Annotated in this window: 21 protein-coding genes; 17 read left to right on the top strand and 4 right to left on the bottom strand. The window is 62.3% G+C overall.

Features of this window, described 5'->3' with window-relative positions:
- Window positions 1-199 precede the first annotated feature (199 nt).
- On the top strand, window positions 200-1,882 hold the full coding sequence (locus tag ACZ5RT_RS13415; RefSeq protein ID WP_464452803.1) for a long-chain-fatty-acid--CoA ligase: 1,683 nt from the start codon (window positions 200-202) through the stop codon (window positions 1,880-1,882).
- 97 nt (window positions 1,883-1,979) lie between these two features.
- Window positions 1,980-2,741, top strand: coding sequence for a 5'-methylthioadenosine/adenosylhomocysteine nucleosidase (locus tag ACZ5RT_RS13410; RefSeq protein ID WP_464452802.1), 762 nt, complete (start codon window positions 1,980-1,982; stop codon window positions 2,739-2,741).
- A gap of 7 nt (window positions 2,742-2,748) precedes the next feature.
- On the opposite strand, the gene corA is transcribed toward ACZ5RT_RS13410, so the two are convergent.
- Entirely contained in the window at window positions 2,749-3,735 is a 987-nt protein-coding gene (gene corA, locus ACZ5RT_RS13405) for a magnesium/cobalt transporter CorA (protein ID WP_291927687.1), read from the bottom strand.
- 157 nt (window positions 3,736-3,892) lie between these two features.
- Complete coding sequence (locus tag ACZ5RT_RS13400) at window positions 3,893-5,131, bottom strand: patatin-like phospholipase family protein (protein ID WP_233249455.1); 1,239 nt, start codon at window positions 5,129-5,131, stop codon at window positions 3,893-3,895.
- A gap of 66 nt (window positions 5,132-5,197) precedes the next feature.
- Between ACZ5RT_RS13400 and ACZ5RT_RS13395 the strand changes: the two genes are divergently transcribed.
- The 4 genes from ACZ5RT_RS13395 to hprK all read left to right on the top strand — a co-directional run bounded on the left by ACZ5RT_RS13395 (window position 5,198) and on the right by hprK (window position 8,563).
- Window positions 5,198-6,418, top strand: a complete 1,221-nt coding sequence (locus ACZ5RT_RS13395) for an MFS transporter (protein WP_464452801.1) — start codon at window positions 5,198-5,200, stop codon at window positions 6,416-6,418.
- A gap of 223 nt (window positions 6,419-6,641) precedes the next feature.
- Window positions 6,642-6,971 (top strand): ribosome hibernation-promoting factor, HPF/YfiA family, encoded by a 330-nt coding sequence (hpf, locus tag ACZ5RT_RS13390; protein WP_019429675.1) that lies wholly within the window; start codon window positions 6,642-6,644, stop codon window positions 6,969-6,971.
- A 157-nt stretch (window positions 6,972-7,128) separates the two neighbouring features.
- Window positions 7,129-7,596 carry a PTS sugar transporter subunit IIA gene (locus ACZ5RT_RS13385; RefSeq protein ID WP_464452800.1) on the top strand — a complete coding sequence of 156 codons (468 nt, stop codon included), beginning with the start codon at window positions 7,129-7,131 and terminating at the stop codon, window positions 7,594-7,596.
- A 25-nt stretch (window positions 7,597-7,621) separates the two neighbouring features.
- Window positions 7,622-8,563, top strand: coding sequence for an HPr(Ser) kinase/phosphatase (hprK, locus tag ACZ5RT_RS13380; RefSeq protein WP_291927700.1), 942 nt, complete (start codon window positions 7,622-7,624; stop codon window positions 8,561-8,563).
- Between the two features lie 15 nt (window positions 8,564-8,578).
- On the opposite strand, the gene fur is transcribed toward hprK, so the two are convergent.
- The gene (gene fur, locus ACZ5RT_RS13375) at window positions 8,579-9,007 is read right to left on the bottom strand and encodes a ferric iron uptake transcriptional regulator (protein WP_108427290.1); all 429 of its coding nucleotides are present in this window, start codon (window positions 9,005-9,007) and stop codon (window positions 8,579-8,581) included.
- A gap of 85 nt (window positions 9,008-9,092) precedes the next feature.
- On the opposite strand from fur, the gene ACZ5RT_RS13370 reads away from it, so the two are divergent.
- The 10 genes from ACZ5RT_RS13370 (at window position 9,093) to ACZ5RT_RS13325 (ending at window position 21,267) form a co-directional block, all read left to right on the top strand.
- Window positions 9,093-9,632, top strand: coding sequence for an outer membrane protein assembly factor BamE (locus tag ACZ5RT_RS13370; protein WP_291927703.1), 540 nt, complete (start codon window positions 9,093-9,095; stop codon window positions 9,630-9,632).
- A 57-nt stretch (window positions 9,633-9,689) separates the two neighbouring features.
- Entirely contained in the window at window positions 9,690-10,505 is an 816-nt protein-coding gene (gene dapB / locus ACZ5RT_RS13365; protein WP_464452799.1) for a 4-hydroxy-tetrahydrodipicolinate reductase, read from the top strand.
- A 14-nt stretch (window positions 10,506-10,519) separates the two neighbouring features.
- A complete protein-coding gene (locus tag ACZ5RT_RS13360; RefSeq protein ID WP_291927709.1) occupies window positions 10,520-11,164 on the top strand; it encodes a MotA/TolQ/ExbB proton channel family protein in 645 nt (214 codons plus the stop codon).
- Between the two features lie 3 nt (window positions 11,165-11,167).
- Complete coding sequence (locus ACZ5RT_RS13355) at window positions 11,168-11,596, top strand: ExbD/TolR family protein (RefSeq protein WP_464452798.1); 429 nt, start codon at window positions 11,168-11,170, stop codon at window positions 11,594-11,596.
- Between the two features lie 210 nt (window positions 11,597-11,806).
- Window positions 11,807-14,590: a leucine--tRNA ligase gene (gene leuS / locus ACZ5RT_RS13350; protein ID WP_464452797.1), complete on the top strand. Its 2,784-nt coding sequence runs from the start codon at window positions 11,807-11,809 to the stop codon at window positions 14,588-14,590.
- Between the two features lie 13 nt (window positions 14,591-14,603).
- On the top strand, window positions 14,604-15,200 hold the full coding sequence (locus tag ACZ5RT_RS13345; RefSeq protein WP_464452796.1) for an LPS-assembly lipoprotein LptE: 597 nt from the start codon (window positions 14,604-14,606) through the stop codon (window positions 15,198-15,200).
- Window positions 15,201-15,222: 22 nt separating this feature from the next.
- Window positions 15,223-16,275, top strand: a complete 1,053-nt coding sequence (gene holA, locus ACZ5RT_RS13340) for a DNA polymerase III subunit delta (RefSeq protein WP_464452795.1) — start codon at window positions 15,223-15,225, stop codon at window positions 16,273-16,275.
- Window positions 16,276-16,584: 309 nt separating this feature from the next.
- Entirely contained in the window at window positions 16,585-17,865 is a 1,281-nt protein-coding gene (locus ACZ5RT_RS13335; RefSeq protein WP_422169682.1) for a glutamate-5-semialdehyde dehydrogenase, read from the top strand.
- A gap of 125 nt (window positions 17,866-17,990) precedes the next feature.
- Window positions 17,991-19,286 (top strand): glutamate--cysteine ligase, encoded by a 1,296-nt coding sequence (gene gshA / locus ACZ5RT_RS13330; RefSeq protein WP_108427299.1) that lies wholly within the window; start codon window positions 17,991-17,993, stop codon window positions 19,284-19,286.
- Between the two features lie 112 nt (window positions 19,287-19,398).
- Window positions 19,399-21,267, top strand: a complete 1,869-nt coding sequence (locus tag ACZ5RT_RS13325) for a potassium transporter Kup (protein ID WP_108427363.1) — start codon at window positions 19,399-19,401, stop codon at window positions 21,265-21,267.
- Between the two features lie 117 nt (window positions 21,268-21,384).
- On the opposite strand, the gene asd is transcribed toward ACZ5RT_RS13325, so the two are convergent.
- Window positions 21,385-22,242 (bottom strand): archaetidylserine decarboxylase, encoded by an 858-nt coding sequence (gene asd, locus ACZ5RT_RS13320; RefSeq protein ID WP_464452794.1) that lies wholly within the window; start codon window positions 22,240-22,242, stop codon window positions 21,385-21,387.
- A 229-nt stretch (window positions 22,243-22,471) separates the two neighbouring features.
- On the opposite strand from asd, the gene ACZ5RT_RS13315 reads away from it, so the two are divergent.
- On the top strand, window positions 22,472-23,401 hold the full coding sequence (locus ACZ5RT_RS13315) for an ATP-binding cassette domain-containing protein (protein WP_291924183.1): 930 nt from the start codon (window positions 22,472-22,474) through the stop codon (window positions 23,399-23,401).
- Window positions 23,402-23,403: the final 2 nt, after the last annotated feature.

The following is a 23,403-nucleotide window of genomic DNA, read 5'->3' as shown; positions in this document are numbered from 1 at the left end:
TTGTCGCAGCATGCACAAGGGGCCCTCGGGCCCCTTGTTTTTTGGGTGCCCACGTATTACCAACCGGTGTCTTCAGGCCCGAGCTGGGCACGGCGTCATGGGCGCGCTGCAAGCGGCCTGCAACCTCGGGAAATCCAGTACCCCTGCGAGTCAGTTAGCCGTCAGTTGTGAGGTAGACTGGCCCGCAGGAGAACCCCACATGAACCTGAACCCCGTTTGGCTCAAGAGTTACCCCGAAGGCGTTCCAGCCGACATCGATCCCACCCAGTACAGCTCTTTGGTGGGCTTGCTTGAAGAGAGTTTTTCCAAATACGCAGACCGTCCGGCCTACAGTTTCATGGGCAAGGATTTCAGCTTTGCCCAGACCGACCGTGACAGTCTGGCCATGGCGGCTTACCTGCAGTCGCTGGGTCTGAGCCAAGGCGACCGTGTCGCCATCATGATGCCCAATGTGCCGCAATACCCGGTGGCCGTAGCGGCCATTTTGCGTGCGGGTCTGGTGGTGGTCAACGTGAACCCCCTCTACACCGCCCGTGAGCTGGAGCACCAGCTCAAGGACTCGGGGGCCAAGGCCATCGTGATCATCGAGAACTTTGCCGCCACGCTGGAAAAGTGCATCGCCCAAACTCCGGTACAGCATGTGGTGCTGGCCGCCATGGGTGACCGGCTGGGCCTGCTCAAGGGGGCCTTGGTCAACTACGTGGTGCGCAACGTCAAGAAAATGGTGCCGGCTTTTCAGCTACCGCAGGCGGTGCGTTTCAACGACGCTTTGTCCAAAGGCCGTCAACAAGCCTTCCGCAAACCCGAGCTGTCGGCCGACGACATCGCGGTGCTGCAGTACACCGGGGGCACCACGGGTGTGTCCAAGGGGGCGGTGCTGTTGCACCGCAATGTGATCGCCAACGTGCTGCAGTCCGAGGCCTGGAACGAGCCCGTCATGAAGCGCATTCCCGCCGGGGAGCAACCCACGGCGGTGTGCGCATTGCCGCTGTACCACATCTTCGCCTTCACGGTGAACATGATGCTGAGCCTGCGCATGGGCGGCAAGACCATCCTGATTCCCAACCCGCGTGACTTGCCCGCCGTGCTCAAGGAATTGTCCAAGCACACCTTCCACAGCTTCCCGGCGGTGAACACTTTGTTCAACGGCCTGGCCAACCACCCGGATTTCGGCACCGTCAACTGGTCCAACCTGAAGGTGTCCTTGGGCGGGGGCACGGCCGTGACGCCCAATGTGGCCAAGCTCTGGCTGGAGAAAACCGGCTGCCCGATTTGCGAAGGTTACGGTTTGTCAGAGACCAGCCCCTCGGCCAGCTGCAACCCGACCACCAGCACCGAGTTCACCGGCACCATCGGGGTGCCCTTGCCCGGCACCTTCATGAAGCTGCTCGACGACGATGGCCACGAAATCACCACGCTTGGCACGCCGGGCGAGATCGCCATCAAGGGCCCGCAGGTGATGGCGGGTTACTGGCAACGCCCTGACGAAACCGCCAAGGTCATGACTGCCGACGGTTATTTCAAGTCGGGTGACATCGGCACCATGGACGAGCGTGGCTACTTCAAGATCGTGGACCGCAAGAAGGACATGATTTTGGTCAGCGGTTTCAACGTCTATCCCAACGAGGTGGAGGAAGTCGCCTCGGCTTGTCCGGGCGTGCTCGAATGCGCGGCCATTGGCGTGCCGGACGAGAAAACCGGCGAAGCGGTCAAGCTGGTGGTGGTGCGCAAAGATCCGGCGCTGACCGAGGCGCAGATCATCGCTTACTGCCGCGAAAACATGACGGCGTACAAGGTGCCGCGTGTGATCGAGTTCCGCGACGAATTGCCCAAGACGCCGGTGGGCAAAATCCTGCGCCGCGAGTTGCGGGCCAAGGCCTGACCGGAGCACTGTGGGGCCAAGGCCCCTGTACAGGGCGCAGCGGCCACCCGTTCACGGGTGGCCGTTTGACTTGGAGTCATTGAACAAGGGGTGATCCATGGCGGTGATCGGCATCATGAGTGCCATGCACGAAGAACTGGCGGCGGTGTTGGCGGCCATGCCCGATGAGCAGCGCGTTCAGGTGGCTGGGCGGGACTTTTGGGTCGGCCATTGGCAAGGCCACTCGGTGGTGGCGGTGCTTTCGCGCATCGGCAAGGTGGCTGCAGCCACCACCGCCACAGTGCTGCTGGAACGCTTTGCCGCCGACACCCTGGTGTTCACCGGCGTGGCGGGTGGCCTGGGTGCCGATGTGCGGGTGGGCGATGTGGTGGTGGCCCAGGGTTTGCTGCAGCACGACATGGACGCTTCGCCGCTCTTCCCGCGCCATGAGGTGCCACTGTACGGCCGTGCCTATTTTGAGGCCGATGCGGGCCTGTCGGCCCAATTGGCCGCGGCCAGCCAGCAGGTGTTGGCCCATGCAGGGCAACATCTGGGCGCAGGAACATTGGCCGAATTTGCGCTGAACGCGCCGCGTGTGCACCAGGGTCTGGTCATCAGTGGTGACCGCTTTGTCTCGACCTCGGCCGAAAGTCAGGCCTTGCGGCAGGCTTTGCCCGAGGCTTTGGCGGTGGAGATGGAGGGCGCAGCGGTGGCGCAGGTCTGCCACGATTACGGCGTGCCCTTTGCGGCGGTGCGCACCATCTCGGACCGGGCGGACGACGCAGCGCACACCGACTTTCAGCGCTTCATCCGCGAAGTGGCCAGCCGTTACAGTCTGGCGATTTTGTCGCAGTGGCTGAGCCGTCGCCAGCCCGCTTGAGCCGGTCTTATTTGAGCCAGCCCCGGCGGCGGAAGTACCACATGGGCACCACGGCGCTGGCGGCCATCAAGGCGAGCGCATAGGGGTAGCCCCATTTTTGCGACAACTCGGGCATGTACTGGAAGTTCATGCCGTACAGGCTGGCGATCAAGGTGGGCGGCAGCAAGGCCACGCTGGCCACCGAGAAGATCTTGATGATCTTGTTCTGGTTGATGTTGATGAAACCAACCGTGGCGTCCATCAGGAAGTTGATCTTGTCGAACAGGAACGCCGTGTGCGAGTCGAGCGAGTCGATGTCGCGCAGAATCTGGCGGGCTTCCTCAAACTGCTCGGCGTTGAGCATCTTCGAGCGCATCATGAAGCTCACCGCGCGGCGGGTGTCCATGACGTTGCGGCGGATGCGACCGTTCAGGTCTTCCTGTCGGGCGATGGCGCCCAGCACTTCACCGGCCATGGCGTCGGTCACGTCGCCCGACAGCACTTTTTTACCGGCGGTTTCGAGTTGGTCGTAAATGCCTTCGAGCGTGTCGGCCGAGTATTCGGCATCGGCATCGAACAGCTTGAGCAGGACTTCCTTGGCGTCTTCGATCAGGCCGGGGGCGCGGCGCGCCCGCATCCGCAGCAGGCGAAACACCGGCACGTCTTCGTCGTGGATGGAAAACAGCACGCCCTGGCTTTTCAGGTCGGCGTTGTGCTGGTTCAGGATGAAGGCGCAGCGTACCGTGCGCGGCTCGTCTTCGTCAGCGATCAAAAAGTCGGAGCGGATGTGCAGCTCGCCGTTGTCTTCTTCGTAGAAGCGGGCCGATTCCTCGATGTCCTCGTCCATCGCGTCTTCCGGGATGGACAGGCCGAAGTACTGTTTGATCCAGCGTTTTTCTTCCAGCGTGGGCGACTCCAGGTCGACCCAGATGGGTTGGAAGCGGGAGAGTTCTTCCAGCGACTCGATCTCTTCCTGGAAGAGGCGGCCATTGGCGAGGGTGAAGATGTTGAGCATGGCGAATCCGAAAAATGGCCAGGTGCCAAAAGTTCAAAGGGGCGGCGAAGGGGGTTTTCTGCAGCTTTCGAACGATGGGCAGGGTGCTCAGCGCGTTCGAAAGCTACCGACTCGGGGTAGTTTCCACGGCAATGTGTCTCCAGAATGAATCGGCGGATTATCGCACCGGATGTGCCCCTGCGGGGGCCAGAAAAGCCAGGATGTCATCGGCGCGGGCCTGCACATCCGCCTGGCCCAAGGCCATCAGCGCGGCGATGAACGCCGGCTCGAACAACAAATAGCTGGCCAGGGCCGCGCCACTGCCGCGCAATGCACCCAGACCCTCCAGTACCCGCAGAATGGGTCGGGGCAGGGTGTGGGCGTGCGCTTGCGCCAAGGCGTCGAGCGAGGCACTGGGCTGCAGCGTCAGCACCTGCACCGGGCGCAGGGGCAGGCTTGCACGTACCGCCTCGGGCAAGCTGTCCAGGGCCTGGTTGATCCGGCTGATCTGCTCGACATCGGCCTCCAGCGTGTCGTGGAACACGCTGGCCATGGCGTGGCCAGCGATCGTGCCCAGCGAGGGGCGTCCTGTGGCGCGGGCGGGTGCCACCAGGCTGGCCCGTTGGGGTTGGCTCACGCCAATCGCCAAGATCCGGTCGGCCCCGAGGTGCACGGCCGAGGACAAGGGTGAGATTTGCCGCATCGAGCCATCCCCGAAATACTCCATGCCACCGTCTACCCACAGCGGGGTGGACGGGAAAATGAAGGGGATGGCGCTGGACGCCATCAGGTGCTCGATGGTGATGGGTTGCTGCTCGGCACGGCGGCCTGGACGGCTCCATGGAATGGGCTGGCCATCCCGGGTCTGGCAAAACGTCCAGTGCACACCGCTCGAATAGCTCGACGCGGTGACCGCCAGGGCCTGCAGCACGCCGCTGTGCAAGGCGGTGTCGATCCGCTCCAGGGCGATCGCCTGGTGCAAGGTGTTGACCAGGGCCAGGCTGTCCATGGCGGCGGCATGGGCGCGGACAGAGCGCAGCAAACCCACCGCGGTGGCCCAACGGCTGAATTTGTCCAGCGGGGTTTGGGGCAGGCGGTAGACCGCCTCCGTGCGGATCCGGGTCCAGAAATGGGCCAGATCGTCCAGGCCGGCCAGACCGTCCAGCGCCTTGCTGGCCAGAAAAGTCGCGTTCAAGGCCCCGGCCGAGGTGCCCGCCAGCACCTGGAATGGAAAAGCGGGGGATGGCCCCGCTGTGCGGCGCAGCAGTTGGCCGATGGCCTGCAGCGCCCCGGCTTGGTAAGCGGTGCGCGCTCCGCCACCCATCAGCACCAGCCCCATCACGGGCTGCGGGGGGGGCGAGAGGGCTTGTTCAAGGGCTGATTTTGGCGGGGTGGGCGTCACGGGGTCCATGGGCATGTGAAGTTGGACAGAGGCTCTGGGGGCTGCGGGTGTTAGATTCAGACCATTCAACGGCATTGTTCCATGACCCCATATTTGACCCCACGGCGTGAGCGCTGGCTGCTCTTCACGCTGGCTGGCATCCAGTTCACCCACATCCTCGATTTCATGATCATGATGCCGCTGGGGCCGCAGTTCACGGCCTTGTTCGGCATCAGCAACGCCCAGTTCGGTCTGCTGGTCTCGGCCTACACCTTGTCGGCGGGCCTGTCCGGCCTGATGGCGGCCACCTACATCGACCGCTTCAGCCGCAAGCGCCTGTTGCTGGTCATGTACGCCTTGTTTGGTCTGGCCACCCTGGCGTGTGGTCTGGCGCCCGACTATGTCTGGCTGATGGTGGCCCGCGTGGCCGCTGGTTTGTTTGGCGGGGTGTTGTCGGCTTTGTCGCAGACCATCGTGGCCGATGTGATCCCCTTTGAGCGGCGTGGCCGCGCCATGAGCGTGGTGATGACCTCGTTTTCCGTGTCCACCGTGGCGGGGGTGCCGCTGGGGCTGTTTTTGGCGGCGCACCTGAGCTGGCATGCGCCGTTTTTTGGCATCGCCGCGCTGGTGGGGCTGCTGTCCTTGGGGGCCTGGCAAACCTTGCCCCGGCTGGATGCGCATTTGCACCACCCTGAGCGGGTGAGTGTCTGGCGCGGCATTGGCCAGGTACTGGCCGAGGTCAACCACCTCAAGGCCTTCGGGGTGTCGGCCCTGATGATGTTTGCGGCGTTCACCGTCATCCCCTACATCACCATTTACCTGCAGTCCAACGCCGGGATGCAGACCGCCGAAGTGCCCTGGATTTATCTGTGCGGTGGGGTGGCCACTTTGCTCAGTGCCCGTTATTTCGGGCGGCTGACCGACCGGGTGGGCAAGGTCCGGGTGTTCCAGCGACTGGCTTTGGCAGTGACGGTGCCGCTGATGGCCACCACGCTCACGCAAGGCTTGCCCTTGTGGGGTTTGCTGACCGTGTCGACTTTGTTTTTCACGGTCATGAGCGGGCGCATGATTCCGGGCATGGCGATGATTTCATCGGCCGTGGAGCCGCGTTTGCGCGGCACCTTCATGACCCTGAATTCGGCGGTTCAGTCGGCCGCCATGGGTTTCGCGGCGCTGGTGGCCGGGCTCATCATTGGGCGAGATGCGCAAGGACAGCTCACTGGGTATTGGGTGGCGGGTTTGTTGGGGGTGTTGGCCAGCATCATCAGCGCCTGGCTGGCTGGGCGTTTGCGTCTGCATGGGGCGCCGACCGCTGCGATTTGAACTGTCAGGCCTGAAATGCCCGCTTGTTCTTGGGCTTCAAATCGAACAATAGCACTGAAAACGGGTTTTGGGTGCAAAGCCAGCCGACGTTACAGGTTTAGTTGTTGGCGTCTTGCATTTCGCTGGGGTGCGGCGCATAGTGGGGTCGAACCACCCCCACAGGTGGTTTCGGAGCCCCGCTTCAGCGGGGCTTTTCATACCCTGAATCATGGAGGCGACGACTATGAATTTAACCATCAGCGGGCACCATCTGGAAGTGACCCCGGCATTGCGTCAGTACGTCACGGGGAAGCTCGACCGGATCACCCGGCACTTTGACCAAGTGGTCGATGTCAAAGTGCTGCTGACCGTCGAAAAGCAGAAGGAAAAAGAAAAACGCCAACGCGCCGAATGCAACATCCACGTCAAGGGCAACGACTTGTTTGCAGAAAGCGCTCACGAAGATTTGTATGCCGCTGTGGATGAACTGGTGGACAAGCTGGACCGTCAGGTCGTCAAGCACAAGGACCGCATCACAGACCATCACCACAGCGCGCCCAAGCGCATGATGTGATCGGGTGAATGTTTCGCTCACAACAGGGCCACAAGCTTGTGGCCCTTTTTCATGCAGGCGCCCAGCCTGTTCAGAGGCGCAAACACCGCCCATGTCGCCCGGCTTTCAGGCCCCATGACCGGGGTGCCCGCGCAAGGTGCATAATCCGGCCTCGACCATGAATCGCCTCTCATCCATATTGCCCGTTGCCCAGGTTCTTGTTGGGGTGGAAGCCACCAGCAAGAAACGCGCATTCGAAGAAGCCGGACTTCTCTTTGAGAACCTCCACGGCTTGTCCCGTGCTTTGGTGACCGACAGCCTGTTTGCCCGTGAACGGTTGGGCTCTACGGGGCTGGGTCATGGTGTGGCCATTCCGCACGGCCGCATCAAGGGCCTGAAAGCGCCCATGGCCGCCGTGTTCCAGCTGGCGCAGCCGATTGGCTTTGACGCCCCTGACGAACAGCCGGTCAACCTGTTGATCTTTTTGCTGGTGCCCGAAGCCGCCACCCAAAAGCACCTGGAAATCCTGTCCGAAATCGCTGAATTGCTCAGCGACACCGCTTTGCGTGAAAACATCAAGAACAGCACCGTCCAGCAGGACCTGCACCAGCTGATCGCCCAGTGGCAGTCTACCCAGACGGTCTGACCCTCCTTTTTTCGAGGTTTTTGCGATGAAGCCCAGCGTCATCAGTGCCGATGTCCTGTTCGAGGACCATCGCGGCAAGCTCAAATGGCAATGGGTGGCCGGTCTGGGCGCTTCGGAGCGACGCTTTGATGAAGTCGCTGTGCGCGAAGCCCGATCGGGCGCCGACCTGGTTGGTTACCTGAACTACATCCACCCCTACCGTGTGCAGATTCTGGGGCCCCGCGAGGTGGCTTACCTGACCAACTCCACGCCCGATGACTGTGCGCGCCGGATTGCCCGCATCGTGACGCTGGAGCCCCCGGTGCTGGTCTTGGCCGATGGCCAGACGGCTCCCGAAGCCCTGCTGTCCATGTGCGAGCGGGCCCAGATCCCGATGTTCTCGACCGAGCACTCGTCGGCCTTTGTCATCGATGTGCTGCGGGCCTACCTGTCCAAGCATTTTGCCGACCGCACCACCATGCACGGCGTGTTCATGGACATTTTGGGCATGGGCGTGTTGATCACGGGTGAGTCCGGTTTGGGCAAGAGCGAGTTGGGGCTGGAGCTGATTTCGCGCGGCAACGGTCTGGTGGCCGATGACGCGGTGGACCTGTACCGCATCAACCAGACCACCATCGAGGCGCGCTGCCCCGACCTGCTGCAAAACCTGCTGGAGGTGCGCGGCATTGGTCTGCTGGACATCCGTGCCATCTTTGGTGAGACCGCGGTGCGCCGCAAGATGCGGCTCAAGCTCATTGTTCACCTGGTGCGCCGTGAAACGCTGGAGCGGGATTACGAGCGCCTGCCTTCCGAACCGCTGGTGCAGGATGTGCTGGGCATTCCGGTGCGCAAAGTGGTCATCCAGGTGGTGGCGGGGCGCAACATCGCGGTGTTGGTCGAGGCCGCTGTGCGCAACACCATCTTGCAGATGCGCGGCATCGACACCTACCAGGAATTCATCGAGCGCCAGCGCCGGGCGATGGATTGAGGACGCCCGGCCTGCTCAACCCTGGCGGTGCGGGCAAGGCTTTTGGGTGCAGTGGGCGTACAGGCTCAGGGCGTGGTCGGCGATCACAAAACCTTTGGCTTCGGCCACCGCTTGTTGCCTGGACTCGATTTCCGGGTCATAAAACTCCTCCACCCGACCGCAGTCCAGACACACCATATGGTCGTGGTGCTGACCTTCGTTGAGTTCGTAAACGGCTTTGCCGCTCTCAAAGTGGTTGCGGCTCAGGATGCCCGCCTGCTCAAACTGCATCAGCACCCGGTACACCGTGGCCAGACCGATGTCGGTGTTCTCGCTCAACAGGAGGCGAAACACGTCCTCGGCCGTCATGTGCCGTTGCTGCCCGCGCTGAAAGACCTCCAGGATCTTCAGGCGTGGCAGCGTGGCCTTCAGACCATTGTTTTTCAGTTCGTCGATTTGGGTCATGTGAAGGGGTGTCGGGATAGGCAAAGCCGGTGTGGGCGCGTAGCTGCCGCTACAATGACCCGATCATATCGGCCAGCCCTCAACCATGACAGCATCCCTGACTTTTTCCGTGACAGGCACACGCCTGGCCATGCTTTTCATGTGCGCCAGTTTGGCCGGTTGCGCCAACATGGCCAGCTTCACCAGCGACACCTTCAAACCCTATGTCCCCGAGGTGGTGCAGGGCAACTTTGTCTCCAAAGAGCAGCGCCAGGCGATCACCACGGGCATGCCACGGGCGCAGGTCCGCGACATTTTGGGCACCCCCCTCGTCACCAGCCTGTTCCATGCCGACCGTTGGGATTACGCCTTCAGCATCCGCCGCCAGGGTGTGCCACCCCAAAGTTTCCAGCTCACCGTCTACTTCAAAGACGATGTGGTCTCGTCGGTGGAAGGCGGTGACCTGCCCAGCGAGTCCGAATTTGTCGAGCGCCTGGTGGTCCAGCGCAAAGCCGCCAGCGTGCCCAACTTGCAGGCCAGCGAAGAAGACCTGAAAAAGTTCCCCGCACCGAAGGCGGCTGACGATGCGCCGCGCACTGCGCCGCTGCCTGCGACTTACCCTCCTCTGGAGCCCACACCCCGTTGATGGGCCCTTGTTCGGGCAGCACGCCCGATGGCGCGTACCTTTCATTCCATCCATCACATGACCCCATCGACCCCCTTGCCCATCACCGTTGCCGGCGCGTCTGGCCGCATGGGCCACATGCTCATCGAAGCCATCCTGGCCTCCGGCGATTGCCGTCTGGCAGGCGCGCTCGACATGGCCGCCAGTCCTGCCTTGGGCCAAGATGCCGCCGCGCCGCTGGGCCAGTCCAGTGGCGTGCGCGTCACCTCCGACCTGCGGGCGGGCCTGAAGGATGCCGCTTGCCTGATTGACTTCACCCGCCCCGAGGGCACGCTGGCCCATTTGCAGGTGTGCCGTGAACTGGGCGTCAAGGCAGTGATCGGCACCACCGGCTTCACCGACGCGCAAAAAGCCGAAATCGCTGAAATCGCCAAAGACATTGCCATCGTGATGGCCCCCAACATGAGCGTGGGCGTCAACGTCACGCTCAAGTTGCTGCAAATGGCCGCGCAAGCCATGTCCACGGGCTACGACATCGAAATCATCGAAGCCCACCACCGCCACAAGGTGGACGCGCCTTCGGGCACGGCCCTCAAGATGGGTGAAGTCATTGCCGAGGCCATTGGCCGCGACCTGAAAGACTGCGCCGTCTACGAGCGCTATGGCCACACGGGCGAGCGCGACCCCTCCACCATCGGTTTTTCCACCATCCGGGGTGGCGACATCGTGGGCGACCACACGGTGCTGTTTGCCGGTATTGGCGAGCGCATCGAAGTCACGCACAAATCCTCCAGCCGATCCACTTACGCCCAAGGCAGCCTGCGTGCAGTGCGTTATCTGGCGACCCAGCAGCGCGGCCTGTTTGACATGTTTGACGTGTTGAATTTGCGCTGACCAGCCTGGCACCCATGAGCCTCCACGACTTTCTGTTGCACAGCGATGGGGTCAGCCGTGTGCTGGCGCTGGTTTTGCTGGCGCTTTCGGTGGGCAGTTGGGTGGTCATGGTCTGGAAATGGCGCTTGCTCGCGCGCGTGGGCCTGGATGTGCGCCGCAGCGTGGCCGCGTTCTGGCAGGCCCCGGGCCTGGACCAGGCCCAGCAGCGCGTGGCCCAGTTTGACCGCGACGCCTGCATCACCCCCCTGCTGGAAGCCACCTTGCTCCCGGTGGGCGGCACCCTGGCTTCAGCAGGTGCCCGCCGCCAACAACTGACCCGTGCCTTGCGCGATGCCCTGCAGGGCGTGGTGCGCCGTTTGCAATGGGGCCAGGTCTGGTTGGCCACAGCGGGCTCCATTTCGCCATTTGTGGGTCTTTTGGGCACCGTTTGGGGCATCTTCAATGCCTTGACCGGCATGGCCGAAGCCGGACAGCTCACCATCGACAAGGTGGCCGGACCCGTGGGCGAAGCCCTGATCATGACCGCTGCCGGGCTGGCCGTGGCCATTCCGGCGGTGTTGGGCTACAACCTGTTGGGCCGAAAAGTGAACCAGATCGAGGCCGAACTCGAAGGCTTTGCCCACGATTTGCGTGGCTTGCTGGCCGACCCGCAGGACTGAGCCATGGCCTTCGGTCGCCTGGAAACCCGCAAGCCGGACGCCCCCATGAGCGAGATCAACGTCACCCCCATGGTGGACGTGATGCTGGTTTTGCTGGTCATTTTCATCCTGACCGCCCCCTTGATGACCAGCGCCATTCGCCTGGACCTGCCCCAAAGCGAGGGCGGACAGTCGGGCGCAGCCCCGCAGGCGGTGTCTTTGGTGGTGGACGCCCAGGGGGCCTTGTTCTTGAACGACCAGCCCATCACCCCTGAAGCCTTGCGCCAGCGCCTGTCGGAAGCTGCCCGGCGTAACCCCGATACCGAGCTGGAGCTTCGCGCCGACCAGTCGGTGCCTTACGGCCGGGTGGTGGAGGCCATGGGCCTGGCCCAAAAAGCCGGTCTGTCGCGCATCGGTTTTGTGGCGCAAACAACCCCGGCGCTCACGCGCTGAGTTTTCACACCCTTGGCCTGACTTTGTGGGAGGCCGTCCCTGCGGCCGAATGTTTGCAGTGGCAGGGCTGCCATTCGCGAGCAGGGGCTCGCTCCCACAAGAGAGGGGGTTGCCTGGTTTTTGTGGGAGGCCGCCCCTGCGGCCGAATGCCTGCCAAGGGCTTGTCGCCATGTGCCGAGCCCACACCCCGCCCCTCTACAATCGCAGGCTATGCAAGACAAGTACAACCACCTCGAAGTCGAACCTGCTGCGCAGTCCCGCTGGACCGCCCGCGATGCCTACCGCGTGACCGAAGACGCCAGCAAAAAGAAGTTTTACGCCTGCTCCATGCTGCCTTACCCCAGCGGCAAGCTGCACATGGGCCATGTGCGCAACTACACCATCAACGACATGCTCACGCGCAGCCTGCGCATGAAGGGCTACAACGTCCTGATGCCCATGGGCTGGGACGCGTTTGGTTTGCCCGCCGAAAACGCCGCCTTGAAGAACGGCGTGCCCCCGGCCAAGTGGACGTACGAGAACATCGCGTACATGAAAAAGCAGATGCAGGCCATGGGCTTGGCCATCGACTGGTCACGCGAAGTCGCCACCTGCGACCCGACCTATTACAAGTGGAACCAGTGGCTGTTCTTGAAGATGCTGGAAAAAGGCATCGCCTACCGCAAGACCCAGGTGGTGAACTGGGACCCGGTGGACCAGACCGTGCTGGCCAACGAGCAGGTGATCGACGGCAAAGGCTGGCGCACGGGTGCCCCCGTTGAAAAGCGCGAGATCCCGGGGTACTACCTGAACATCACCGCCTATGCGCAAGAGCTTTTGGACCATGTGCAGATCGGCAACGACAAGGCCACCCTCAACGGCTGGCCTGACAAAGTGCGGCTGATGCAGGAAAACTGGATCGGCAAGTCTGAGGGGGTGCGCTTTGCGTTCCCACACGACATCAAAGATGCCACCGGTGCCTTGATTGGCGACGGCAAGATGTACGTGTTCACCACCCGCGCCGACACCATCATGGGCGTGACGTTCTGCGCCGTGGCGGCCGAGCACCCGCTGGCGCTGCACGCTGCGGCGAGCAAGCCCGCGTTGGCGGCGTTTTTGGAAGAGTGCAAAACCGGCGGCACCACCGAAGCCGAGCTGGCCACACAAGAGAAAAAAGGCATGCCCACGGGCTTGTTCGTCACGCACCCCCTGACCGGAGCGAAGGTCGAGGTCTGGGTGGGCAACTATGTGCTGATGTCTTACGGCGACGGCGCGGTGATGGGCGTGCCCGCGCACGACGAGCGCGACTTTGCGTTTGCCCTCAAGTACCAGTTGCCGATCAAGCCAGTTGTTGCAAGAAACGACGAAGTGGTTGTTCATGAGTACAAAGACAACGTCAGCGGCCATGCTCACCGCGAGTTGCGTGATGCTCATACTGGCGAATTATTGGTAGAGGTCGGCGGGCGCTTCTTTGATGCAGGCCAGTGGCATGAGCGCTATGGATTGAAAGACGGCATTTGCATCAATTCCGGCGAACTCGACGGTTTGACGCAAAAAGCTGCCGTCAGCAAAGTCGCCGAGCTGCTCGCCGCCAAAGGCTTGGGCGAGAAGAAGACCACTTGGCGTTTGCGCGACTGGGGCGTGAGCCGACAGCGCTACTGGGGCACACCGATCCCGATCATCCATTGTGACGAGCACGGCGCGGTGCCCGTGCCCGAAAAAGACCTGCCCGTGGTGCTGCCGCAAGATTGCATCCCCGACGGCTCGGGCAACCCGCTGCACAAGCACGAAGGCTTCCACGCGGGCGTGACTTGCCCGGTGTGCGGCAAGCCCGCCCGCCGCGAGACCGACACCATGGACACCTTTGTGGATTCGTCTTGGTACTTCATGCGCTATTGCGACCCTCAGAATGACCAAGCCATGGTCGCTGAGGGTGCCGATTACTGGATGCCGATGGATCAATACATCGGCGGCATCGAGCACGCCATCCTGCACCTGCTCTACGCCCGCTTTTGGACCAAGGTCATGCGAGACCTGGGCTTGGTCAAGGTGGACGAGCCCTTCAGCAAGCTGCTCACGCAGGGCATGGTGCTCAACCACATCTACTCGCGCCGCACTGCCAAGGGCGGCAAGGACTACTTCTGGCCGCACGACGTGGAGCATGTGCTCGACGAGTCGGGCAAGATCGTGGGTGCCAAGCTCAAGAACGAAGCCGACAGCGGCGATGGCCGTTTGCCCGTGGGCACGCCCATCGACTACGAGGGCGTGGGCACCATGTCCAAGTCCAAGAACAACGGCGTGGACCCGCAGGACCTGATCGAAAAGTACGGTGCCGACACGGCGCGCCTGTACACCATGTTCACCGCGCCACCTGAGGTGACGTTGGAGTGGAACGACTCGGCCGTGGAGGGCAGCTACCGCTTTTTGCGCCGGGTCTGGAACTTCGCGTTCAAGCACCACGAGCTGCTGCGCTCGGCCACGGCTCAGGACCTGAGCCAAGCCGCTTTGGGCGATTCGGCCAAGGCCTTGCGCCGCGAGATGCACCTGGTGCTCAAGCAAGTGGGTTACGACTACGAGCGCATGCAATACAACACCGTGGTGTCTGGTTGCATGAAGCTGCTCAACGCGCTGGAAGACTTCAAGCCCGATGGCAGCCAAGGCGACACCGCCGCCTTGTGCGAAGGCGTCTCGCTCTTGATGCGCATGCTCTACCCCGCCTGCCCGCACATCACCGACGAAATCTGGCAGCAACTGGGTTTTGCCCAAGCTGCAGGCGAATTGCTGGACGCCCCTTGGCCTACGGTGGACGAGTCGGCTCTGGCGCGCGACCAGATCGAGCTGATGCTGCAAATCAACGGCAAGTTGCGTGGGTCGATTTTGGTGCCCGCCAGCGCCGACAAGGCCCAGATCGAAGCCGCTGCCTTGGCCAGCGAAGCTTTCGTCAAGCAGGCCGCAGGTGCCGCACCGAAGAAGGTCATCGTGGTGCCGGGTCGTCTGGTCAATGTGGTGATTTGAGAGCGCACACCCCATGAAACCCTCACGCCGATTCTTTTTGACCGCTGCGAGCTTGGGCACCTTGCCCGTTTGGCTCGCGGGCTGCGGGTTTCAGCTGCGCCAAACCAACGATTTCGCGTTCAAGACCCTCTATGCGAATTTCTCGACCACCTCGCCCTTGGGGGTGGAGTTGCGGCGCAACTTGCTCGGCACGGGGCGCATTGAGCTCTTGACCGAGCCCAAGCAAATGCTCCAGGCCGATGCGATCCTCGACATCCTGAGCGAAGACCGCCAGCAGGTGGCGGTGGGCGTGAGTGCGACGGGTCAGGTGCGTGAGTTGCAGCTGCGGATGCGCGTGCGTTTTCGCCTGCGCACACCACAGGGCGTGGAGTTGATCGAGCCGGTCGAGCTGTTCCAGCAACGCGATTTGAGTTTCAACGAAACGGCGGCGCTGTCCAAAGAAATCGAGATGGGCATTCTGTACCGCGACATGCAAACCGACATCGTGCAGCAGATCATGCGCCGTTTGTCGGCGGTCAAGCCGCGCAGCCTGCCCAAGCCGACGGGTGCGGCAGCGCCCGCAGCAGCGCCTGCGCCAGAGGCCTCGTCCAATCCGGCAACCCGGCCTTGATGCGCCGGGATTGAGCGCATCCATGCAGTTGGCCCTTCCTCAGTTGTCTGCGCACCTGCAAAAAGGCTTGCGCAGCCTGTATGTGCTGCACGGCGATGAGGCCTTGTTGATCCAGGAAGCCGCCGATGCCATACGGGCAACGGCCCGATCTCAGGGCTACACCGAGCGCAGCGTGCACACCGTCTCGGGCGCCCACTTTGACTGGAGCGAAGTGCTGGCCGCAGGCGGCTCGCTCAGCCTGTTTGCCGACAAACAAATCGTGGAAGTGCGCGTGCCTTCGGGCAAGCCTGGCAAAGAGGGCAGTACCGCCATTCAGCAACTGGCCGCGTCAGCCCAAGGCAACGACAGTACCTTGACCCTGTTTTTGTTGCCGCGCCTCGATGCCGCCACCCGTAAAGGGGCCTGGTTCGGCGCTCTGGAAAATTCGGGTGTGTCGATCCAGATCGATCCGGTGGACCGCAACGCCTTGCCCCAGTGGATTGCCCAGCGCCTGCAGCAGCAAGGCCAGCGCGTGGTGGCGGGCGAAGAAGGCCAGCGCACCCTGCAGTTTTTTGCCGACCGCGTGGAAGGCAACCTCTTGGCTGCGCACCAGGAAATCCAAAAACTCGGTTTGTTGCATCCACCCGGTGAGCTCAGCCAAGAACAAGTCGAGTCGGCTGTGGTCAATGTGGCCCGCTACGACGTCTTCAAACTGTCCGAGTCGGTGCTGTCGGGCCAGGTGGCCCGCGTGCAGCGCATGCTCGACGGCCTGCAGGCCGAGGGCGAAGCCGCCGTGCTGGTGCACTACACCTTGGCCGAAGACATCCGTGCCCTCAAACGCGTGAAAGACGCCATCGCCAGTGGCAAACCCATGCCCCTGGCTCTGCGCGAACAGCGCGTGTGGGGTCCGCGCGAGCGCTTGTTTGAACGCGTGCTGCCCCGCATGACCGAAGCCCGTCTGAACGGTTTGCTGCAAGCGGCGCATCAGGTGGATGGCATCGTCAAAGGCCTGAAAGTGCCCGACTGGCCGACCGACCCTTGGCAAGCCTTGCAACGTCTCGCGGTGCGCTTTTCGCGCTTTTGCATCGTCCGTTGATGCGGCCGGTCGCGGCCATGGCGGGTTCATTGTTGCCGCACCTGGCCCGCGCTATGGTCATGTCCAGCCCTCTATCGTCATACCCGGCTTGACCGGGTATCCAGGGTCAACGAAGGCATGGACCCCCGATCGAGTCGGGGGTGACGGCTCCTCTGTGTGACGGCTCCTCTGGGTGCCTGATTCCTGTGGGCGCGCGCCCCTGCCCCGAAGGTTGTGCCTGGCGCAGTCGTGTCAATGTGCTCATGCAGACATTCGGCCGCAGGGGCAGCCTCCTACAAAAAACCGGCTTGCATCTGCGAAAATGTCCCGATGACTGAATTGAACACCGCCGAACACGTCCAGGCCTTGGGCCAGCAGGCCAAAAAAGCCTCGGCGCTGATGGCCAAAGCCTCGGCCGCCACCAAAAACAAGGCTTTGCGCCATCTGGCGGCCTTGTTGCGCGCCAACACCGACGCCTTGCAACGGGACAATGCCAAAGACCTCGAGCGCGCACGCGCAGCCGGGCTCGCCGAGCCGATGGTGGACCGTCTGAAACTCACCCCCCAAGTGCTGGAGACTTGCGCCCAAGGGTGCGAACAGTTGGCGGCCATGCCCGATGTGATTGGCGAGATCATTGGCATGAAACAGGTGCCCAGCGGCATCCGCGTGGGCCAGATGCGCGTGCCGATTGGCGTGTTTGGCATGATTTTCGAGAGCCGCCCGAACGTGACCATCGAGGCGGCCAGTTTGTCGATCAAGAGCGGCAACGCCTGCATTTTGCGCGGTGGCTCCGAGGCGATTGAATCGAACAAGGCCTTGGCCCAACTGGTGCAGCAGGCGCTGACGGACAGCGGTTTGCCAGTCGATGCGGTGCAACTGGTGCAAACCACCGACCGCGCCGCCGTGGGCCAGCTCATCACCATGCCGCAGTTTGTGGACGTCATCATTCCGCGCGGCGGCAAGGGCCTGATCGAGCGCATCAGTGCCGAGGCCAAAGTGCCGGTCATCAAACACCTGGACGGCAACTGCCACACCTATGTGGACGATCCGTGCGACATCGACATGGCTGTGAAAGTGGCCGACAACGCCAAAACCCAAAAATACAGCCCTTGCAACGCCAGTGAAAGTTTGCTGGTGGCACGTGGCGTGGCCGCCGAATTCCTGCCCAGAATCGGCGCGATCTATGCGGCCAAAGGTGTCGAGATGCGTTGCTGCCCCAAGGCCAAAGCCATTTTGAGTCAGGTGCCGGCTGCGAACCTGAAAGACGCCACCGAACAGGACTGGTTTGAGGAATACCTCGCCCCCATCATCAGCATCAAGTTGGTCGACGGTGTGGATGAGGCGATTGCCCACATCAACCACTACAGCAGCCACCACACCGACGCCATCCTGACCCGCGACCACATGCACGCCCAGCGCTTTTTGCGCGAGGTGGACTCGGCCAGCGTCATGGTCAACGCCAGCACCCGCTTTGCCGACGGCTTTGAATACGGTTTGGGCGCCGAGATCGGCATCAGCACCGACAAATTCCACGCCCGGGGCCCGGTGGGCATCGAGGGGCTGACCTCACTCAAGTACGTGGTGCTGGGCGAGGGCGAGGTCCGCGGCTGAGCCCGGTCTTTTTGTGGCGTGGTGCACAAGCCCCTCGCTTTTTGTCCGGTCAGTGCTTGCAAAGGCGTTCTCCGGCCCCATATGATTCTTTTGTTTTTGTCATTTCAGCCCCATAAAGGTCGCCCATGGTTCCCCATCTTGTCACTGCCCTGACCGGCCCCATCAATGAGCTGGAGCAGCGCATCCTCGACTCCATGCCCGCGATCGAACGCTGGTTCCGGCTGGAGTGGATGGAGCACACCCCACCGTTCTACACCTCGGTCGACATCCGCAATGCCGGCTTCAAGCTGGCCCCGGTGGACACCAACCTCTACCCCGGTGGCTGGAACAACCTGACCCCCGAAATGCTGCCTTTGGCGGTGCAGGCGGCCCAGGCGGCCGTGGAGAAGATCTGCCCCGAGGCCAAAAACCTGCTGATCATTCCGGAAAACCACACCCGCAACACCTTTTACCTGACCAATGTGGCGCAGCTGCAGCGCATCTTCCACATGGCGGGTTTGAATGTGCGCCTGGGCTCGATCAACCCCGAGATCAAGGAAACCACCACCATCGAGTTGCCCAACGGCGAAAGCGTGACGCTCGAACCTGTGGTGCGCAGCAAGCATCGACTGGGCCTGAAAGATTTCGACCCCTGCACCATTTTGCTCAACAACGACCTGTCGGCAGGCGCTCCGGGCATTCTGGAAGACCTGCACGAGCAATACCTGCTGCCGCCCTTGCACGCGGGCTGGAGCGTGCGCCGCAAGACCAAGCATTTCCAGAGCTACGAAGAGGTGGCCAAGCGCTTTGGCAAGCTGCTGGGCATCGACCCGTGGCTGATCAACCCCATGTTCAGCCAGTGCGGCGATGTCAACTTTGCCGAAGGCACGGGCATGGACTGCTTGCGCAGCAATGTGGACGCGCTGCTGACCAAGATCAAGCGCAAGTACAAGGAATACGGCATCAACGAAAAGCCGTTTGTGGTGGTCAAGGCCGACAACGGCACCTATGGCATGGGCATCATGACGGTGCGCGATGTGGCCGATCTGGACGCGCTCAACCGCAAAACCCGCAACAAGATGAATGTCATCAAGGACGGCCAGACCGTCAACGACGTGATCATCCAGGAAGGCGTGCTGACCAACGAGCGCATCAACGACGCCGTGGCCGAACCCGTCGTTTACATGATGGACCGCTATGTGGTGGGTGGTTTCTACCGTGTCCACGCCGAGCGCGGTGTGGACGAAAACCTGAACGCCCCAGGCGCAAGTTTTGTGCCTTTGGCCTTTGCCGACACCCCCCACCTGCCCCAGCCGGGCGTCAAACCCGGGGCCAGCGTGCCCAACCGCTTTTACATGTATGGCGTGATTGGCCGTTTGGCCATGCTGGCGGCCAGCTACGAACTCGAAGCCACCGACCCTGAAGCCGAGGTGTACGACTGAAGTTGCTGCGCTGCAACAAAATCCCCAAAGAGACGGTGACACGGGCCTGAAATCGGGCGCAAAATAGCGCCCTTGTATGTCATCCGGCTTGACCCGCGTCAGGTCATTGCCTGTGTCTTCCACCCGCTCTTCTCTTGTCGCATTGACTTTGGGCGCCATCGGCGTCGTGTACGGCGACATTGGCACCAGCGTGCTGTATGCGATGAAAGAGGTCTTTGGCTCCGGCCATGTGCCTTTCACGCACGACAACGTCTACGGCATCCTCTCCATCTTTTTCTGGACGCTGACCACCATCGTGTCGGTCAAGTACGTGGTGCTGGTGCTGCGCGCCGACAACCACGGCGAAGGCGGTTTGGTGGCCATGTTGGCTCTGGCTTCGCAATCGGTCAAAGACCGGCCCCAGCTGCGCAAAGTGCTGTTGGTGGTGGGCATCTTCGGGACCTGCCTGTTTTATGGCGATGGCGTCATCACCCCGGCGATTTCGGTGCTGTCGGCAGTCGAAGGCCTGGAGGTCATCTCCCCCGCTTTCAAGAAATATGTCATCCCGCTGACGCTGGTGATCCTGTTCGGGCTGTTCTGGGTGCAAAAGCGTGGCACGGCCGGGATCGGCCAATTCTTCGGCCCCATCACACTGGTCTGGTTTGTCACCATCGCGGTGCTGGGCGTGTCACACATCGTGCACCACCCCGAAATCTTGTTCGCCATCAGCCCGCACTATGCCCTGGGCTTCATGTGGAACGAGCCCGGCACCACGTTCATCATCTTGGGTGCGGTCGTGCTGTGTGTCACAGGCGGCGAAGCGCTGTATGCCGACATGGGGCACTTTGGCAAAAAGCCCATCCGCCTGGCCTGGTTCAGCGTGGTCATGCCGTGCCTGACCTTGAACTATTTTGGCCAAGGTGCATTGCTGCTGGCCGAGCCCGAGGCCGTGAAAAACCCCTTCTTCATGATGGCTCCGGACTGGGCCTTGCTGCCACTCGTGGGGCTGGCGACCATGGCCACGGTGATCGCCTCGCAGGCCCTCATCTCGGGCGCCTTCAGCGTGACCAAGCAGGTGATCCAGCTGGGTTATTTGCCACGCCTGCAGGTGCTGCACACCAGCGAAACCGACACCGGGCAAATCTACATGCCTTTTGTGAACTGGGGCCTGTTCACGGCCATCGTGCTGGCTGTGGTGATGTTCAAGTCGTCCAGCAATCTGGCCGCAGCCTATGGCATTGCGGTGTGCACCGACATGCTCATCACCACCGTGCTCACCTTCTTCGTGATCCGTTACGCCTGGAAGCTGCCGCTGGCGCTGTGCATCGGGGCCACTGGCTTTTTCTTTGTGGTCGATCTGGCCTTCTGGGCGTCCAATCTGCTCAAGCTGTTCGACGGCGGCTGGTTTCCACTGCTCATCGGCGCGGCGGTGTTCACCCTCATGCTGACCTGGCACGATGGTCGCAGCTTGCTCAATGAGTCACTGCGCTCCGACGCGCTCAAGCTGAATGATTTTCTAGAGGCGGTTTTCGTCGCCCCGCCCACACGGGTCGAGGGCACGGCCGTGTTCCTGACGGCTGAGCCGGGCAATGTGCCCAATGCCTTGCTGCACAACCTCAAGCACAACAAGGTGCTGCACCAGCGCAACCTGTTTGTGACGGTGCGCAGCCACGAAGTGCCGCGCATGGATGCCCAGCAGCGCCTGGAAGTGACCCCGCTGGGTCACGACTGCTGGCAGGTCATCGTGAACTACGGCTTCAAGGACAACCCGGACCTGCCATCGGCCTTGGCCACCATCGAAGGCGAGGGCTACCAGCTCGACCCGATGATGACCAGCTATTTCCTGTCACGCGACATCGTGATCCCGACCATCGGCGGCGGCATGGCCACTTGGCGCGAAAAACTCTTCGCCCAAATGCACCACAACGCCAGCGCTGCGGCCGAGTTCTTGAACCTGCCGACCAACGCGGTGGTCGAGCTGGGCTCCAAGATCGAAATCTGACCCCCCAATGTCACACCCGGCTTGACCGGGTGTCCATGACTTCTGGATACCTGCATTCGCAGGTATGACAAAGCAATGAATCGGGGGTGGCCCTGTTTAATTGGGGTCAGATCCCAATTAAATCAACGCGCCCATTGCCTCACCCATGGCAATCGGCCGCGTGGCTGTCCAGTCGGGGTTGAACTGCATCACCCCTTTGGGGAACAGCATCACCACGGTAGAGCCGAGCAAAAAGCGGCCCATCTCTTCACCTTGGGCCAGGCTGATGTTGCCCATCTCGTAGGTCCACTCTCGCACCGTCCCAGGGCGCGGTGGGTTGACCACCCCGTGCCACACGGTCGCCATGCTGCCCACAATGGTGGCACCCACCAGCACCATCACAAATGAGCCGTGCTCGCCTTCGAACACGCACACCACACGCTCGTTGCGGGCAAACAAGCCCGGCACACCACGTGCCGTGGTCGGGTTCACCGAGAACAGATCGCCCGGCACGTAAATCATGCGGGTTAGGCGACCTGCACAAGGCATGTGGATGCGGTGGTAGTCGCGTGGGCTGAGGTACAAGGTGGCAAATTCACCGTCCTGAAACTGTGCGGCCAGCGCTGCGTCACCGCCGACCAAGGCGCGAGTGCTGTAGCTGTGACCCTTGGCCTGAAAGACTTGATCGCCAGTGATGGGGCCGCACTGGCTGATGGCGCCATCCACCGGGCTGACGAAATCAGCCGCAGCCAGTGGACGCGCATCGCCGCGCAGGGGGCGGGTGAAGAATTCGTTGAAGCTTTTGTAGCTGGCCGTGTCCGGGTTGGCAGCTTCGGCCATGTTCACGTTGTAGCGCTTGACGAACCAGTCAATGATGCCGGTGGTCGTGCCGCCCCATTGGCTGCCCGCCACCCAGCCCGCAAAAGCAGTCAGGGCTTGTTTGGGGATCAGGTACTGCGGCAAGACCGCCAGGCGGTCAGAGAAAGAGCTGGACATGGAGAGGCCGCCGGGGCGTTTCTGAAGGAGGCCCCGATTTTATCGGTCAGCCTGCTCGGGTTTCCCCTTGTGGAGGCCCTTGTGGGAGGCCGCCCCTGCGGCCGAATGCGTGCTGTGGCCAATCGGGCATTCGCGAGCAGGGGCTCGCTCCCACATCAGTCTGCTGTGTTCCCTGTGGGAGGCGGCCCCTGCGCCCGAATGGTCGTGAACCAGCAGGCACAATCCGAGCATGAACTCCCCATTGCTTTCGGTTGAACATCTGGTCAAACGCTACGGCGACACCACGGTGGTGAACGACCTGTCTTTCCACATCGAGCCCGGCGAATGCCTGGGCGTGATCGGCCCCAACGGCGCGGGCAAAACCACCACGCTGCGCATGTGCCTGGGCTTGTCCGAGCCAGGCAGTGGCAGCATTCGTTACTTTGAAGGCCTGCAAATGCCGCGTGACGCGCTGGCCATCAAAGCCCGCTTGGGCGTGGTGGCACAAATGGACACGCTGGACCCGGACTTCACCGCCGAAGAGAACCTGCTGGTCTTTGGCCGCTACTTTGGCCTGCCCGACGCCGTGATCCGCGAGCGCATTCCGCAGCTGCTCGAATTTGGTGCCCTCAGCCACAAAGCCCAAGCCAAGCCCGGCGAGCTGTCGGGCGGCATGAAGCGGCGCTTGAGCCTGGCCCGTGCCCTCATCAACCATCCCCAACTGTTGATGCTGGACGAGCCCACCACGGGCCTGGACCCGCAGGCGCGGCACCTGATGTGGGAGCGCCTGCAAGTGTTGCTGCAAGAGGGCAAATCCATCTTGCTGACCACCCACTTCATGGACGAAGCCGAGCGCCTGTGCTCACGCCTGTTGGTGCTGGACCAGGGCCGCAAGATCGCCGAAGGCAAACCCCGTGACCTGATCGCCGAGCACCTGGAGCCCGAAGTGGTGGAAGTGTTTGGCCAAGGCGCGGTGGCGTTGGCGCACGAAGCCAGCTTGAAAGCCCTGGCCGGGCGCGTTGAGGTCAGCGGCGAAACGGTGTTCTTCTACACCGAGGACAGCCGCGCCTTGATGCACGCCCTGGAGGCCTGGCCCGCGCTGCGCACCTTGCACCGACCTTCTAATTTGGAAGATCTGTTTTTGAAATTGACCGGACGCCAGATCCGGGAGGAAGGCTGACC

This window comes from Limnohabitans sp. TEGF003 (genome assembly GCF_055395455.1).
Note: the sequence above shows the minus strand (reverse complement) of the source record. Positions and strands in the feature narration are given on the sequence as shown.

What these genes read in the sequence shown, in the direction of transcription:
- ACZ5RT_RS13415 (WP_464452803.1), top strand. Translation starts at nt 200, where the DNA reads ATGAACCTGAACCCCGTTTGGCTCAAGAGTTACCCCGAAGGCGTTCCA.
- ACZ5RT_RS13410 (WP_464452802.1), top strand. Translation starts at nt 1,980, where the DNA reads ATGGCGGTGATCGGCATCATGAGTGCCATGCACGAAGAACTGGCGGCG.
- corA (WP_291927687.1), bottom strand. Translation starts at nt 3,735, where the DNA reads ATGCTCAACATCTTCACCCTCGCCAATGGCCGCCTCTTCCAGGAAGAG.
- ACZ5RT_RS13400 (WP_233249455.1), bottom strand. Translation starts at nt 5,131, where the DNA reads ATGCCCATGGACCCCGTGACGCCCACCCCGCCAAAATCAGCCCTTGAA.
- ACZ5RT_RS13395 (WP_464452801.1), top strand. Translation starts at nt 5,198, where the DNA reads ATGACCCCATATTTGACCCCACGGCGTGAGCGCTGGCTGCTCTTCACG.
- hpf (WP_019429675.1), top strand. Translation starts at nt 6,642, where the DNA reads ATGAATTTAACCATCAGCGGGCACCATCTGGAAGTGACCCCGGCATTG.
- ACZ5RT_RS13385 (WP_464452800.1), top strand. Translation starts at nt 7,129, where the DNA reads ATGAATCGCCTCTCATCCATATTGCCCGTTGCCCAGGTTCTTGTTGGG.
- hprK (WP_291927700.1), top strand. Translation starts at nt 7,622, where the DNA reads ATGAAGCCCAGCGTCATCAGTGCCGATGTCCTGTTCGAGGACCATCGC.
- fur (WP_108427290.1), bottom strand. Translation starts at nt 9,007, where the DNA reads ATGACCCAAATCGACGAACTGAAAAACAATGGTCTGAAGGCCACGCTG.
- ACZ5RT_RS13370 (WP_291927703.1), top strand. Translation starts at nt 9,093, where the DNA reads ATGACAGCATCCCTGACTTTTTCCGTGACAGGCACACGCCTGGCCATG.
- dapB (WP_464452799.1), top strand. Translation starts at nt 9,690, where the DNA reads ATGACCCCATCGACCCCCTTGCCCATCACCGTTGCCGGCGCGTCTGGC.
- ACZ5RT_RS13360 (WP_291927709.1), top strand. Translation starts at nt 10,520, where the DNA reads ATGAGCCTCCACGACTTTCTGTTGCACAGCGATGGGGTCAGCCGTGTG.
- ACZ5RT_RS13355 (WP_464452798.1), top strand. Translation starts at nt 11,168, where the DNA reads ATGGCCTTCGGTCGCCTGGAAACCCGCAAGCCGGACGCCCCCATGAGC.
- leuS (WP_464452797.1), top strand. Translation starts at nt 11,807, where the DNA reads ATGCAAGACAAGTACAACCACCTCGAAGTCGAACCTGCTGCGCAGTCC.
- ACZ5RT_RS13345 (WP_464452796.1), top strand. Translation starts at nt 14,604, where the DNA reads ATGAAACCCTCACGCCGATTCTTTTTGACCGCTGCGAGCTTGGGCACC.
- holA (WP_464452795.1), top strand. Translation starts at nt 15,223, where the DNA reads ATGCAGTTGGCCCTTCCTCAGTTGTCTGCGCACCTGCAAAAAGGCTTG.
- ACZ5RT_RS13335 (WP_422169682.1), top strand. Translation starts at nt 16,585, where the DNA reads ATGACTGAATTGAACACCGCCGAACACGTCCAGGCCTTGGGCCAGCAG.
- gshA (WP_108427299.1), top strand. Translation starts at nt 17,991, where the DNA reads ATGGTTCCCCATCTTGTCACTGCCCTGACCGGCCCCATCAATGAGCTG.
- asd (WP_464452794.1), bottom strand. Translation starts at nt 22,242, where the DNA reads ATGTCCAGCTCTTTCTCTGACCGCCTGGCGGTCTTGCCGCAGTACCTG.
- ACZ5RT_RS13315 (WP_291924183.1), top strand. Translation starts at nt 22,472, where the DNA reads ATGAACTCCCCATTGCTTTCGGTTGAACATCTGGTCAAACGCTACGGC.